Below are 13278 nucleotides of genomic sequence, written 5' to 3'. Positions count from 1 at the left end.
CCCCCCTTCTTGAACCCAAACCCCCCGCCCACCTGGCTATCGCTGCAGATGAGCAGGGCGCAAAGCTGGCCGAGCCAGGGTTCATGCCCAACCAGGGCCACCTTTTCCCCCTGGAGCAGTTTGAGCAGCTTGGGGCTGGGAGGCTCGGCCAGATAGGGGGTGACCTCGCTCTCCCCCTCCAGCAGCGGGGTCAGCAGGTTGGCGGTTTGTACCGCCCGCAGCTTGGGGCTGTGGTAAAGGCGGTCAAAGCCAAGCTTTAGGCGCTTCAATCCCTGTACCACCCGGCGAAACCGCTTCACCCCTTCGGGCGAAAGTGGACGGGCATCATCGGCTTGGCCGGGCAGTGCTTCCTCCGCGATGGCATGCCGGATCAGGTACAGTTCCATAGCAGCAATTTTAGACCCCTCTAGCGCACCCACTCCAGCACCAGGGCTGGCCCGAAGGCAGCCTGGAACAGCCCCGCCTGCTTGGCGGTCTCGGCCATCTCCACCCAGGGTTCCTCCGCGGCCCGTAACCCCAGCCGCACGGCCTTGGGCTCGAGCTCGATCTCGAGGGCCTCTACCCGCCCCGCCCGGCTGCGCTCTAAATACTCGGCAATGCGCAAAAGGGTCGCCAGCCGCAACAAGCGCCGGTTATCGCCATCCCCCAACAGGCTTTTGTAGGTACCCGGCTTGGGGTCTCCTTTGCGGTGGTACCGCACCAACAGCCCGATCAAGGCCTGCTCTCGGTGGGTTAGGCCGGGGATCGCTGCGCTCATCACCAGGTACTCGCCGTGCTTGTGGTGATCGTAGTAACCCACGCTCATGCCGATGTCGTGCAGCAGGGCGGCCTCGTCCAGCAAGGTTTCTTCCGCTTTACCGTAGCCGTGCAACGGCTCCAGGGCCCGAAAAAGCTGACGGCAGAAATTGCGTACTCGAGCGGTATGGCGTACTTCCTGGGGATAATGCGCGAACAGGTTGCGCACCGCAAAGCCGCGAACCTCGGGAACCAGGTGGGGTTCCGGCAAAAACTCCTCATAGAAAACCCCCTCGCGCACCCCCTGGCCCGAGATCCAAATTCCATCCAGCCCCCCTTCTCGCACCACCGTGCGGTAGACCAAGGCTCCCGCCACAATGACATCGGCCCGATCGGCCTGCAAACCCTCCAGCGTGCGGCGCTCAGCCAGGCTGAGGCTGAGCAGCCTCTCGGTTACGTCCTCGAGGGCCTTCCTGCTCAGAAAGTAGCCGTGAATCAGGTCCAGGGGATAATTCCCCTGCTTTTGGGCAATCTTGGCCAGGTTCCGCACGGTACCGCCCATCGCCACCAGCGGCAGGGGTCGCGCCCGCACCTCCTCGAGCACGTTGCGCAGTTCCTTGCGGGCAAAGCGCTCGAGGTGCTCCACTTCTCCTTTTTTGGGGGGGTCCGAGTGCAAAAACATCTCGGTAAGCCGCACCCCCCCGAGCGGATAAGCCGCACCATAGCGGTATAGGCGACGCTGCATCCGCGAGAGCTGGGCGCTGCCTCCGCCCAAGTCCATCACCCAGGCCTCCTCAAAGGCAAAGGAATTGGCCACCGCCAAGACCCCGTAACGGGCCTCATCCTCCCCGGAAAGCACCCGCACATCCAGGCCCAACTTTCGCACCTGGCGCAAAAACTCCGCTCCATTCTCGGCATCTCGCGCGGCGCTGGTGGCAATCACCCGAAGCTCCTCGAGGTGGGTGGCCTGGGCGAAATCGGCATACAGCCTCAGGGCCAGCAGGGCCCGCTCCATCCCCGCTGCGCTGAGCCGGTTGCTCTCCGCCAATCCCTGGCCCAGCCGCACAGTCTCGCGGATTTCGTCTATCAGCCGAAAGTGTTTGCCCTCTTCAAACTGATAGACCACCAGCCTCGAGGTTCCCGAGCCTAAGTCCACAATACCCAGGTGCCTCATGGGGCCCACGATATCAAAGTTTATCTCCGCCGTTGCCTCGAGCATTCCGATTCCCCCGTCCCGGCGATGCTTACTCCCCTAAGGTCAGGGAAGCGTAAACTGCTCCTTGTGGCCAAGCATAAGCGCAAGGGCTTACACTCCCCTGACCTAAGCCCCAAACACTCTAGGGGAATGCAAAAAGCGCCCGCTAAGCCTAAAAAGCCGTCTTCCAAGGCGCCCCCCGCCAAGCCGCGCTATGCTGCGGTTCGGATCAGCCAGGAAGCCAGTTGGCTCAGCTTTAACCGGCGGGTGCTGGAGCAGACCCGCCGCCCAGATTTTCCCCTGCTAGAGCGGCTGCGCTTCCTGGGAATCTGGGCCTCCAACATGGATGAGTTCTTCGCGGCACGGATTTCGCGGGCCTTTCTCGAGACCCGCGGCAGCCCAGGGTATCGGGGCTTGATGGCCGAGGCCCGGGCCCAGGCCGAGGAAGCCGAGGCGCGCTACAGCGAGTTTCTACGCGACCTCGAGCCCCTGGGAATTCACGTTCTGGAGCCCACCCAGCTCACCAAGGCCGAAAAGCAATACTTCGGAGCCTACCTGGCCGAAAAAGTTGCCCCACGCACCGACCTAATCCCCCCTGAGGCCATTCCCGAACTGAGCAGCGGCGCCCTGTATTTTGCCGCAGGAGAAGGGCTTTTGCAGCACCTAATTCGCCTGCCTGAAAGCCTGCCCCGCTTGCTGGCCATCCCTGGCCGGGAGGGGGGGTATGTGCGGCTGGGGGCTCTGGTGCGGATGCGCAGCGATCTGTTCCTGCCCTCCCGCAGCCCGCTGTTTGAGTTTCGCCTGGTGCGCATTGCCCAGCTCGAGCGCTCCCGAACCGACTGGGACGATCTGCCCGAGGCCCTCGAGGCCCGCATGGACGGAAAGGTTAGCCATCTGGAGATCGAAGCCGACTTCCCCGACCACTGGGCCGAGACCCTGCGGGTTGCCTTACAGTTGGAGCCCGAGGAGGTTTTCCGCCTCGACCCTCCGCTGGATTTGCGGCTGGTAGGGACCATTGTGGCCGAAGGCCCGGCCAAAGAACGCTTCGCCCCCCTCGAGGTAGAAAAACCCAAGGGCTTTATCAAAGACCCCTTCACTTTCCTCGACCGGCGCGACCTGTTGCTCTACCACCCCTTCGAGGACTACGGGATGGTCGAGGCCTTCGCCCTGGCCGCGGCCCGGGATCCCAAGGTAGAGGCCTTGAGGGCTACCCTGTATCGCATTGGACGGGAGAACGGGATCGCCGAGGCCCTAATTCTGGCGGCCAAGGCAGGAAAAAACGTGGCGGTGCTGCTGGAAGGCCGGGCCCGCTTCGACGAGCTTTCCAACCTCGAGTGGAGTCTGCGCTTTCAGGGAGCAGGGGTGCAGGTCCTGCCGCTTCCCGATAAGAAGGTGCACGCCAAAGCCCTCTATGTCCGGCGGGGGGAGCGCGAGTATGTGCATCTGGGCACTGGAAACTACAACCCCATCAACGGGCGGCTCTACACCGATCTCTCCTTGTTTACCGCCGAGCCCCGGCTCACCAGCGATGTGCACAGCTTTTTTAGCGCCCTGGAGAGCAACCAGCCGCCTACCCTGCACCTGCTGCGCACAGCTTCAGCCATCCGCGAGGTGCTCTTGGAGGGCATCCGGGGGGAGGCCCACAAAAAGGGGGAGATCCTCCTCAAGTTCAACCATCTTACCGACCCAGCCATTCTGGAAGCGCTCGAGGAAGCCCTGAGCGCTGGGGCCAAGCTGCATCTGATCGTGCGCAGCACCCTCACCACCTTGTGGGAAGGGGTGGACAGCAAGAGCCTGGTGGGGCGCTTCCTCGAGCACGCCCGGGTGGCCGCCTTCAAAAACCGGGGCAAGTGGCAGGTTTGGGCGGGGAGTGCGGACGCGATGCCGCGCAACCTGGATGGGCGATATGAGCTGTTTTTCCCCATCCTAGATCCCAAAGCCCGGCGCAAGGTGCGCTCGATTCTGGAGCGTCAGATCGCCGATGACCGCAACACCTACATCCTCACCCCAGCAGGACAGACGGCCCGCTGGGGCGGTAAGCACAACGGCCAGCGGTTGTAGTGGCTTACCGCCGCGCTTCAGTGGGTTTGGGTCAGGGTGGTGTAGGCAGCCTGGCCTTTGGAGTCATCGGTTTCCGCGGTCAGGACCCTTCCTGAGCGCAGCTTGGTTCCCGGCCCCACCAACCACACCGCACCCCAAGGACGGTAGGTGCTCTCGAGGGTATCCGTGAGCTTACGCCCATCGGTGAACTGCACCGTACGGGTTACACGCACCTGGGCCCCCTCAGCGGCAAAATCCACCTGCTGGAAGCTCTGGGGCCGCATCGCCGGGGAGACGATATAGCGGGTAGGCAGGGCCGGGGTGCGGCTGAGGTATACCGGGGCGCTCCAGGTCGCGGTTCGGTCTTTGGTGCCAAAAAAGCGGAAGGTCAGGTTCGTGCCCTGCACCTCGGTTTGCAGGAGAATACTGCCGGGGGTATCGTTTTTGAACTTGAGGTCGCGCTGGGGCAGGAAAACCGTGGCGTCGAGCCCGGCTGGGCGATAATACCCCACCTGGTAGCTATGTGGGCGGCGCTCCACGATGGGCAACCCGGCAAAATAGGCGGCCCGGAACACGGTGGTGGAGACCTGGCACATTCCCCCACCTACCCCCTCCACCGTCTGTTCACCCGAAATCACGAAGGCTTTCTTGTACCCGGTTGCCAACGAGACCTCACCGATGGCTTGGGCGAAGGAGAACACCGCATTGGGGGGAATGATGTGGCCATTGAGGCGGCTGGCCCCCCGGATGAGGTTATAGGCCCGCTCGTTGGAGCTCCCGGCGAAGCGGGTGGTGGCCTCAGAAAGCAGCTGCCGAATGCCGAGTTGGTAAAAGTAGAACACATCCCGCTGGGCGGGAGTGTAGGCTACCGGAAGGGTGAACTGTGGCTGGTGGCTCGAGAGGGCTTGCCGATAGAGTTCCTTGGCCCGGGCCAGGGCGAAAGCATATCCCGACTCATCCACCATGACCCACTTCTGCTTGGCCTTGTCGTAGCTCCAAGCCGCATCTTTAGCCGGGGCGGAAAGCTGGGATATCAGGGCCTCGATCTGCCCAATGCCCCCTATCGGATAGCGATGCGGGGTTTGGAGGGTGGTGATCTGGCCGTCTTCCATCACGTTTTGCTGGCTGTAGAAAATAGCGTCCGGCCCTGCCAGGGCAACCAAGCCAAGCCAGACCAAGCCGACCCCCAAAGATTTCATAAGACCAATGTACGACCTTAATCCCCATAGGGGGTATGGCTTTGGCCCCGCCCTCTCGGAACGCCCCCAGAAAGCTACCTTTTGGCCTGTGACCAGGTCTCGAGGATCGCCTGGTAACGCTCCGGCGAAAGCCGGGGCTGGTCGTAAAGCCCAGCCTGTAGGCGCTGGCGCTGGGCTTCAAAGAGGATCACCGCCGCCGCGACGGAGACATTCAGGCTCTGTACCATCCCCAGCATGGGGATCGCCACATGGGCATCGGCGCCCTCCGCAGCCTCGGCCGAAACCCCCCACTTCTCCGCGCCCAACAACACACAGGTTGGGGCCGTGTAGTCCACCGTCCGGTAGTCCACAGCGGTCTCGGAAAGATGGGCGGCGTAAATCTGGAACCCTCGAGCCCGCAGGTGTTTGAAGGCGCTCGCGGTATCGGGGTGGGCTTGCAAAAACATCCACTTGGCCGCACTCCCCGAGCTTTCGCTGTAGGTTTTGCCGCTGCCGATCGCGGACAGCAGTGAGCCCGCCGCCTCCCCCTCGGCTTCTGGCAGGGGGGGCAGACCCTTCGAAGGGAGGACGGCGTGGGCCTCCAGCACCCCTACCGCATCGCAGGTTCGCAGAATGGCCGAGAAGTTATGGGGTTTGTGTACCTGCTCCAGCAGCACGGTGAGGTCTGGTTGGCGCCGATCCAAAACCGTGCGCAGGCGCTGCAATCGCTCCGGAGTCACAGCATGATTATGCCAGCTCGAGGATCCCCCGGGTTCAACCTGTTCCCCCGTACTGTGCGTCGCTGACCGGCTCGAGCCACTCCACCGCCCGGCCGTCCAGGGTCTCCTGAATGGCGATATGGGTCATGGCGGTGGTGGGAGAAGCCCCATGCCAGTGCTTCTCTCCGGGCTCAAACCAAACCACATCCCCAGGCCGAATCTCCTCGATGGGTCCCCCCCAGCGCTGGGCCAGACCACATCCCACCGTCACGATGAGCACCTGCCCCAGGGGGTGGGTGTGCCAGGCGGTACGGGCACCGGGCTCGAAGGTGACGCTGTTGGCCGCAGCTCGAGCCGGGGCTTTGGCTGAAAACAGGAGGTCAAGCCGCACGGTTCCGGTAAACCACTCCGCCGGGCCTTTGCTTGAGGGTTGGGTGCCGGCACGGTGAATCTGCATAGGCTTCACCTTCTTTCCGGTAACCCGGATCGCTTCGGCGCTGGCTGAGCTGCTCCTAATCTTAGTACCGGTCACCTACCACTGTAATCCTGGCCAGGGCCTGCTCGAGCGGATCAAGGGAACTATCCCTCCGTAGCCTCGAGCTCCGCAACCCGCAATACCCGTGCGACCCAGGGCAAGCTAACCCCTTGAATCAGCACATTGGCCAGCACCACGAAAAAGGCCACGTTGAAGATGGTCTTGGCCCCAGGCACACCCGCCAGCAATGGAAAGGTGGCCAAAATAATCGGTACCGCTCCGCGCAAGCCCACCCAAGCCACCAGGGTTTTTTGGTTGAGGGGCATGGGAGAAAAGGCCAGGTTCAGATACACCGCTATCGGACGCGCTACAAACACCAAAAACAAGGTCAAAATCAGCGCCGGCACCACCAGCGGGGGAAGCTGCGAAGGGAACACCAGTAGCCCCAGCAGTAAGAACATTCCCACCTCGAGCAAGTAGGTGATGTCCTCGTGGAATCCCCGCAGCGCACGCTTGCGGGCCAGCGGATAGCTGCCCAGCATCAGCCCGGCCACATATACGGCCAGAAACCCACTGCCCCCCAGCAGCGCGGTCAACCCGTAGATCAACCCCACGTGAGCCACCGAGACCACCGCGTACAAACCATCGAAGGGCAGCCTCCAGCGGCTCAAGCTCCAAATCATCCCCCGGCCCAACAAATACCCCAACAACGCTCCCACCAGCATCTGCTGAAAAAAAGACGGCACCATCTGCCAGAGGGTCAGCCCGGGCTGGAGTATCCATTGGGTCAAGGCGGCCACCAAAAAAACCGCCATGGGGTCATTGATGCCCGACTCGAGCTCGAGGAGGGGCTCCGTGTTCCCCTTCAAATTAGCGCCCCGCTCCCGCAGCACACTAAACACCGCGCTGGCATCGGTGGAAGACACCACAGCCCCCAGCAACAGGCTCAGCCCCCACGGCATCCCAAACAGCGCGTGGGCCGCCACGCCCACCAAACCGGCGGTGATCAAAACCCCCAGCGTGGCCAGCAAAAGCCCGCGGCCCAATACCGGACGAACCCGCTGCCAATCTGTGCTCAATCCACCGGAAAACAAGATGAACACCAGGGTGACCACCCCTACAAACTGGGCCAATGCGTAGTTGTCGAACCAAATGCCCCCCAGTCCATCGCTGCCGGCCAGCATCCCCACCGCCATGAACAGCAGCAGGCCAGGCAGCCCTAATCGCCCACCCAAACGGCTAGCCAGCACCCCCAGCAGCAGGAGCACTGAAGCAATCAAGATGGGAAGATCAGCAATGCTAGAGGTCGCCAAATCCTCTCCTTTGGCCTCCCCAGGCCAAATTCAATCAAGGCCCTGGAGGTCAGGGCGCTGGAAGGATTGCGGCCAGCCGCTGCACCCCTTCGATGAGATCGGGAACATCATAATATGCAAAGCACAAGCGCAGGGCATGGGGGAAACCCCCTCGACTGGAAAACTTGGGGCCCGGTTGGAAGCGAACCCCAGCCTTCAGGGCCTGCTCCAAGAGCACTTGGGTATTGAGGGCACGATCGAGCTCGAGCCAAACGAAATACCCCCCTTCCGGGGTATAGCGGGGCTTCAGCCGGTGGAGGCTCAGGGCACCCAACACCGCTTCCAGGCGGCTCCGATAGGTTTCACGAAGCCGGTTTAGGTGCGCTTCCTGCAACCCCAGCTCCAAAGCGCTGCGCACCAGGGCGGAGGTAAAAGGGTTCAACCCCCCTCCGCTGGCCACCAGACCGCTTTGGGTGAGGGCTTGCAGCCGCGCCGGGGCCGCCTGAATCCAGCCCAGGCGCAGCCCTGGGGCCAGAATTTTTGAAAACGAACCCAGGCTGAGCACGCTGCCGCTGCTGGCGAAACGACCCAGCGAAGGGGGTGGGGGCGGGCCATAGTGAAGGAGCTGGTACACCTCATCCGCCACAATCAGGAAATCATGCTCCTGGCTCAGCTCCACCAAGCGCTTGCGGCGTGCCGGGCTCAGGGTGGTGGCGGTGGGGTTTTGGAAGCTGGGGATGGTGTAGAGCAGGGCTGGGCGGTAGCGCTTTAGGGCGGCCTCGAGGGCCTCAATGTTCAGCCCCTCTTGATCGGTGGGTATGGCCACGGGCTCGAGCCGGTGATCGCGAAAAATTCCCAGCGAGAGAAAGTAAGTGGGCTCCTCTACAAAGACTACCTGGCCCGGCTGGGTGAAAACCGTACAGATCAGGTCTAAGGCCTGGGACACGCCGTTGGTGATGAAGAGGGAGTCTGGCTCGAGCTCAAACGGGTCGTGTCGGCTCAAAAACCGGGCCAGCTCGGTGCGGAAGTAACCATCCCCAGGCTCGGCCCCGTATTGCAGGAAGGACGGATCCCCCCGCGAAAAGCGATGCAGGGCCGCTTGATGAAGCTCATCCAGGGGGAGGAGCTCCGGGCCGGGATGCCCCACCCCAAGGTCAATCACCCCTTTGGGAATGCGGGTCTGGGTGATGTTGAGCATGGCCTAATGGTGCAGCACCCGCTGCAAGAAAACACGGGTGCGCTCGTGGGCGGGGTTTTGAAAGATCACCTCGGGGGAGGCTTGCTCGAGAATCTGCCCCTGATCCATCACGATCACCCGGTCGGCCACATCGCGGGCAAAGCCCATCTCGTGGGTCACCACCAGCATGGTCATGCCGCTCTCGGCCAGGCCGCGCATGACGTCCAGCACCTCCCCCACCATCTCGGGGTCAAGCGCGCTGGTAGGCTCATCAAAGAGCATGATCTTGGGCTCCATGGCCAGGGCCCGGGCAATCGCTACCCGCTGCTGCTGGCCACCCGAAAGCTGGGCTGGATATTTGCGGGCCTGGTCCGCAATCCCCACCCGCTCGAGCAGCTCTTGCGCCTTGCGCTCGGCCTTCTCCAAGCTCCATCCCCGCACCTTGCAGGGGGCTAAGGTGACGTTGTGCAGCACGGTCATGTGGGGAAACAGGTTGAACTGCTGGAACACCATCCCCACCTCCCGCCGCACCGCTTCCAGGTTTTTAGCCGAACTGAGGGGAATCCCGTCCACCACCACCTCCCCCTGCTGAAACTCCTCGAGGCGGTTGATGCAGCGGATTAGGGTGGATTTGCCCGAGCCGCTGGGCCCCACAATCACCAGCTTCTCCCCTGCGGCTACTTCCAGGTTCACCTCCCGCAACACGTGCAGCCGGCCAAACCATTTGTTGAGCCCTTTGATCTGAATGATGGCCTTACTCATCGGCTTCCTTTTTGCGCAGGGCCAGCAGCGAGATCAGCTCGTACATCAGGTTTCCCCCCAGGTACGCGGTGATCTCTCCTGGGTCTAAGGCCGGAAGCACCTCCACCACATCGGCGGCCTTGAAGTTCAAACCCTTTAGCCCCCGCACCAGCTTCAGAATCTCACGGCTGGTAAAGCCGTCCACCTCGGGGGTGCCGGTTCCTGGGGCATAGGCTGGATCTACCGCGTCCACGTCAATGCTGATGAAGCAGGGGGTATCCCCCACCCGGCGGTGAATCCGCTTCAGGGTGGCCTCGAGCCCGATCTCTTGCAGTTCGTACATGGGGATGAGTTCGTAGCCAAGATCACGGGTACCCTGGTAATCCTCAGGGCCGTAGTTGGAGCCCCGGATGCCCACCTGAATGGACTTATGGGGATCCACCAAGCCCTCCTCAACCGCACGGCGAAACGGGGTGCCGTGGTTGTACTTGCGCCCAAAATATTGGTCCAGGGTGTCCAGGTGCGCGTCAATGTGTACCAGGGCCAGCGGGCCATGCACCCGGGCCAGCCCGCGCAGCTCCCCCAGGGTGACGGAGTGATCCCCCCCCATGGCGATGGGCGTAACCCCAGCTCGAGCGATCCGCTCAAACTCCGCCTCGATACGGGCATAGGTGTCTTCGATGTAGCCCGGCACCACCGGAACATCGCCATAATCCACGCCGGAGAGGTAATCGAAAATCTTGACATCCCAGTAGGGGTTCCAGGGCCGGAGCATGATCGAAACCCGGCGGATACCCTCGGGGCCAAAGCGGGCCCCCGGTCGGTGGGTGGTGGCGTCGTCCCAGGGAATGCCCAACACCACAAAATCCACATCCTCCAGGGTGCGGAGGTGGGGGAGGCGCATAAAGGTACGTACCCCAGCGAAGCGGGGGGACTCGAGGGAATCAGCAGGTTGGTATCTCATGGTTTCCTCCTCTAGGGGGCCGGGCTCAGCACCCACAGCACCACGGCCCGGCCCTGGCCCAGGTTGCGCCAGGTGTGGGGCTCCTGCCCGCAAAAGGTCAGGCTGTCTCCGGGCTGCAGGATGTAGCGGGTCTCGCCCACCGTGAACTCCAGGCTCCCCTCGAGCAGGGTGACGAAATCGGTATCGGCGGGGAAGATATAGAGCTCTTTGCCCCCATGCCCCCCAGGCTCGATCTCGGTGCGCAAGACCATGATCTCCCCCTGCAAGCCCCGCGAGAGGATGAAATCCCGCACCCCCTGACCGCCAAAGTTGGCGCAAGGGGCCTCCTCGGAGCGCACCAGGCTGATCTTAGGGGGCTCGAACAGCGAACCCGGCTGGATGCCCAGGGCCGCACAAACCCTGAGCAGCGAAGCCACCGAGGCCGTGGCGGCATCCCGCTCGAAGCGGCTGATGAAAGACTTGTCCAGCCCACTGCGCTTGGCCACCTGCTCGAGGGTGAAGCCTTTGGCCAGCCGGGTCGCCCGTAGCCGTGGGCCGATTGGGAAAGAAGAGGGGGCGTTGCCGTGGGCCATGTTTAGCGCACCTGCCAGCGGGCCTCGAGCTGCCGCGCCACCCAGCTCAGGATGAGGGTCATCACCAGATAGATCACCGAAACCGCCAGGTACATCTCGAAGGGCTTGAAGGTGCGGGCGGCGACGAGCTGCCCGGCTCGAGTCAGCTCGACCACAGCAATGGCGGAGAGCAGGGAGGAGTTTTTCAGGAGGGAAATCCCCTCGTTGACCAAGGGGGGAATTACCCGGGTAAAGGCCTGGGGCAAGACGATGTAGCGCAGGGTCTGGGTGGGGCTGAACCCCAGCGAGAGCGCGGCCTCGCGCTGGCCCTTGGGGATGCTCTGAATTCCCGAGCGCAGGATTTCCGCTACGTAGGCGCTGGAGTTGATGCTAAAGGCGATCACCCCGGCCACAAACTCGTTGATCTGCTGCTGGATTAGCTGCGGAATTCCGAAGAAGATCAGGAAAATCTGCACCAGCAGCGGGGTCCCCCGCAACAGCTCGATATAGCCCAGGGTCAGCCAGGAGAGCCAGCGAATAGGGGACATCCGCGCCAGCGCCACCACAGTCCCCAAAAGGATTCCAAAAACCAGCGAGAGCGCGGTGATCCGAACCGTTACCCAGGCCCCTTGGAGGAGGAATGGCAAGCTGTCGCGGATTAGGCCAAAGTCCATAAATGGGGTTGCTGCTCAATCCACCGGCTTCACTTGAACCACTTGGCCGCAAGCTCGTCCATCTTGCCGTTCTTCTCGAGCTTCTCGATGGCCGAATCAATGGCCTGGCGCAGATCCCCACAGTCTTTGCGCAGGGCCAGGCCCGTATCCACCTGGTTAAGTTCGGCCACAATCTTGAGGTCAGGGTATTGCTTCAGGAAAGCCCGGCCCACAAAGCGGTGCACGATCAAGGCATCGGCTTGGCGGGTGTTCACCGCTAACGCCGCGTCGGTATAGAGGTTGTACGACTTTACCTCCGCCCCCTTGACCCCGCTGGCGATCTTCTCTTGGGCGCTGCCAATCTGTACGGCCACCTTCTTACCCACCAAGTCTTCAAGCCGGTTAATCCCGGTGGTTTCCTTGCGGGTGATGATCACGTTGGGACCAGAGATATAGGGCCGGGAAAAATCCACCGATTTTTTGCGCTCATCCGTGATGGTCAACCCGGCAGCAATCAGGTCAATCTTTTTAGAGAGCAAAGCCGGGATTAGCCCGTCAAAGCTCTGCCCCACGATGTTGACCTTGAGGCCTAACTCCTGGGCAATGGCATTCACCAGATCAATGTCGAATCCAACGATCTTGTTGTCCTTATCCAAGGACTCAAACGGCGGGTAGTCGGGGCTGGTGCCCACCGTCAGGCCATTGGCCTTGACATTGGCCAAGCAGCTTTGGGCTAGGGTGCTCGAGGCCCCCAACAACCCCACCAAGACCACTGCAGTCAACCATTTGCGCATAGATCCTCCTGAGCCTGCACCGTATTTACGGTGGAGGCAGTCTAGCACTCCTTTGATATATAAGCAATATTAATTGCCTAATATGCAATCCGGGCTCGAGGGCCCCTGGGCCCAGGTGGGCTATAATCAAAGCCCAGTAAGGGGTGAGCTTATGCGCTGGAAAGCAACGGCGGTGATTTTAGCCGCACTCATGCTGGCGGTAGGGCTGGCCGCCAAACCCGGGGAGGTGGCTCCCGATTTTCGCTTGAGCGATGCAAGCGGGAAAACCTACAGCCTGGCCAGCTTTAGGGGCAAACCCGTCATCCTCACCTTCTGGGCAAGCTGGTGCCCGGTGTGCAAGGCCGAGTTTCCCAAGCTGCACCAGATCGCCCAGCAGTATCGGGTTCCCTTTGTGGTCATCAGCCGCGAGCCCAAGGACACCGCCTCGGTGGTTCTGGCCTACATGAAGGCCTACCCAGCCTTCTTGCCCCTACTTGCCCTGCCGGGCGGGGATACCCCTACCGCAGTTGCCAGTCGGTTTAAGGTGCTGGGGCAGCCCTGGACCTTTGTCCTGGATGGGGAGGGCCGGATTGTTAATCTGTATGCCGGGCCTGTGGAGGCCGAGGCCATCAAGGATGATCTGGCCCTGGCCGGGTATGTCCCCTAAACGGAAGCCCCGCTGAGGCCCCTCCAAAGCGTCTCAGGGTGCACAGGCCTGGGTTTTTCATCCAATGTGCAGCGATACACCCCGCAGCCTTCGCTTCGGAGTAGACTGTTAGGGAAAG

At 62.2% G+C, this 13278-nt stretch carries 14 protein-coding genes; 2 read left to right on the top strand and 12 right to left on the bottom strand.

Annotated features, from left to right (window positions below):
• Positions 1–386: SixA phosphatase family protein (locus Mgrana_RS13645; protein ID WP_119358155.1), on the bottom strand; the 386-nt coding region annotated here is incomplete at its 3' end.
• Between the two features lie 20 nt (positions 387–406).
• Complete coding sequence (locus Mgrana_RS13640) at positions 407–1909, bottom strand: Ppx/GppA phosphatase family protein (RefSeq protein ID WP_186813114.1); 1503 nt, start codon at positions 1907–1909, stop codon at positions 407–409.
• Positions 1910–2080: 171 nt separating this feature from the next.
• Here Mgrana_RS13640 and Mgrana_RS13635 point away from each other — a divergent pair, with 171 nt between their 5' ends.
• A complete protein-coding gene (locus Mgrana_RS13635) occupies positions 2081–3991 on the top strand; it encodes a polyphosphate kinase (protein ID WP_119358153.1) in 1911 nt (636 codons plus the stop codon).
• 17 nt (positions 3992–4008) lie between these two features.
• On the opposite strand, the gene Mgrana_RS13630 is transcribed toward Mgrana_RS13635, so the two are convergent.
• The 10 genes from Mgrana_RS13630 to Mgrana_RS13585 all read right to left on the bottom strand — a co-directional run bounded on the left by Mgrana_RS13630 (position 4009) and on the right by Mgrana_RS13585 (position 12514).
• Entirely contained in the window at positions 4009–5169 is a 1161-nt protein-coding gene (locus Mgrana_RS13630) for a VanW family protein (protein WP_119358152.1), read from the bottom strand.
• Between the two features lie 74 nt (positions 5170–5243).
• Positions 5244–5888 (bottom strand): TrmH family RNA methyltransferase, encoded by a 645-nt coding sequence (locus tag Mgrana_RS13625; protein ID WP_119358151.1) that lies wholly within the window; start codon positions 5886–5888, stop codon positions 5244–5246.
• Positions 5889–5922: 34 nt separating this feature from the next.
• Positions 5923–6324: a (R)-mandelonitrile lyase gene (locus Mgrana_RS13620; RefSeq protein ID WP_119358150.1), complete on the bottom strand. Its 402-nt coding sequence runs from the start codon at positions 6322–6324 to the stop codon at positions 5923–5925.
• A gap of 122 nt (positions 6325–6446) precedes the next feature.
• A complete protein-coding gene (locus tag Mgrana_RS13615) occupies positions 6447–7655 on the bottom strand; it encodes a potassium/proton antiporter (RefSeq protein ID WP_119358149.1) in 1209 nt (402 codons plus the stop codon).
• Positions 7656–7704: 49 nt separating this feature from the next.
• Positions 7705–8832, bottom strand: a complete 1128-nt coding sequence (locus Mgrana_RS13610; RefSeq protein WP_119358148.1) for an aminotransferase-like domain-containing protein — start codon at positions 8830–8832, stop codon at positions 7705–7707.
• A gap of 3 nt (positions 8833–8835) precedes the next feature.
• Positions 8836–9573: an amino acid ABC transporter ATP-binding protein gene (locus Mgrana_RS13605; RefSeq protein WP_119358147.1), complete on the bottom strand. Its 738-nt coding sequence runs from the start codon at positions 9571–9573 to the stop codon at positions 8836–8838.
• Positions 9566–10516 (bottom strand): agmatinase, encoded by a 951-nt coding sequence (gene speB, locus Mgrana_RS13600; RefSeq protein ID WP_119358146.1) that lies wholly within the window; start codon positions 10514–10516, stop codon positions 9566–9568. The genes Mgrana_RS13605 and speB overlap by 8 nt, the downstream gene beginning before the upstream one ends.
• An 11-nt stretch (positions 10517–10527) precedes the next feature.
• On the bottom strand, positions 10528–11088 hold the full coding sequence (locus Mgrana_RS13595; RefSeq protein WP_119358145.1) for a helix-turn-helix domain-containing protein: 561 nt from the start codon (positions 11086–11088) through the stop codon (positions 10528–10530).
• 2 nt (positions 11089–11090) lie between these two features.
• Complete coding sequence (locus tag Mgrana_RS13590) at positions 11091–11741, bottom strand: amino acid ABC transporter permease (protein WP_119358144.1); 651 nt, start codon at positions 11739–11741, stop codon at positions 11091–11093.
• Positions 11742–11770: 29 nt separating this feature from the next.
• Positions 11771–12514, bottom strand: a complete 744-nt coding sequence (locus Mgrana_RS13585; protein WP_119358143.1) for a basic amino acid ABC transporter substrate-binding protein — start codon at positions 12512–12514, stop codon at positions 11771–11773.
• 151 nt (positions 12515–12665) lie between these two features.
• Here Mgrana_RS13585 and Mgrana_RS13580 point away from each other — a divergent pair, with 151 nt between their 5' ends.
• Positions 12666–13160 carry a TlpA family protein disulfide reductase gene (locus tag Mgrana_RS13580; protein WP_170146491.1) on the top strand — a complete coding sequence of 165 codons (495 nt, stop codon included), beginning with the start codon at positions 12666–12668 and terminating at the stop codon, positions 13158–13160.
• Positions 13161–13278: the final 118 nt, after the last annotated feature.

Source organism: Meiothermus granaticius NBRC 107808 (assembly GCF_003574355.1).
Lineage (GTDB): Bacteria > Deinococcota > Deinococci > Deinococcales > Thermaceae > Meiothermus > Meiothermus granaticius.
This window is presented reverse-complemented; position numbering and strand designations above follow the sequence as displayed.

Coding starts and splice junctions, on each gene's coding strand:
- Mgrana_RS13605 (WP_119358147.1), bottom strand. CDS start 9,573: ATGAGTAAGGCCATCATTCAGATCAAAGGGCTCAACAAATGGTTTGGC.
- Mgrana_RS13640 (WP_186813114.1), bottom strand. CDS start 1,909: ATGAGGCACCTGGGTATTGTGGACTTAGGCTCGGGAACCTCGAGGCTG.
- Mgrana_RS13635 (WP_119358153.1), top strand. CDS start 2,081: ATGCAAAAAGCGCCCGCTAAGCCTAAAAAGCCGTCTTCCAAGGCGCCC.
- Mgrana_RS13580 (WP_170146491.1), top strand. CDS start 12,666: ATGCGCTGGAAAGCAACGGCGGTGATTTTAGCCGCACTCATGCTGGCG.
- speB (WP_119358146.1), bottom strand. CDS start 10,516: ATGAGATACCAACCTGCTGATTCCCTCGAGTCCCCCCGCTTCGCTGGG.
- Mgrana_RS13585 (WP_119358143.1), bottom strand. CDS start 12,514: ATGCGCAAATGGTTGACTGCAGTGGTCTTGGTGGGGTTGTTGGGGGCC.
- Mgrana_RS13610 (WP_119358148.1), bottom strand. CDS start 8,832: ATGCTCAACATCACCCAGACCCGCATTCCCAAAGGGGTGATTGACCTT.
- Mgrana_RS13595 (WP_119358145.1), bottom strand. CDS start 11,088: ATGGCCCACGGCAACGCCCCCTCTTCTTTCCCAATCGGCCCACGGCTA.
- Mgrana_RS13630 (WP_119358152.1), bottom strand. CDS start 5,169: ATGAAATCTTTGGGGGTCGGCTTGGTCTGGCTTGGCTTGGTTGCCCTG.
- Mgrana_RS13620 (WP_119358150.1), bottom strand. CDS start 6,324: ATGCAGATTCACCGTGCCGGCACCCAACCCTCAAGCAAAGGCCCGGCG.
- Mgrana_RS13590 (WP_119358144.1), bottom strand. CDS start 11,741: ATGGACTTTGGCCTAATCCGCGACAGCTTGCCATTCCTCCTCCAAGGG.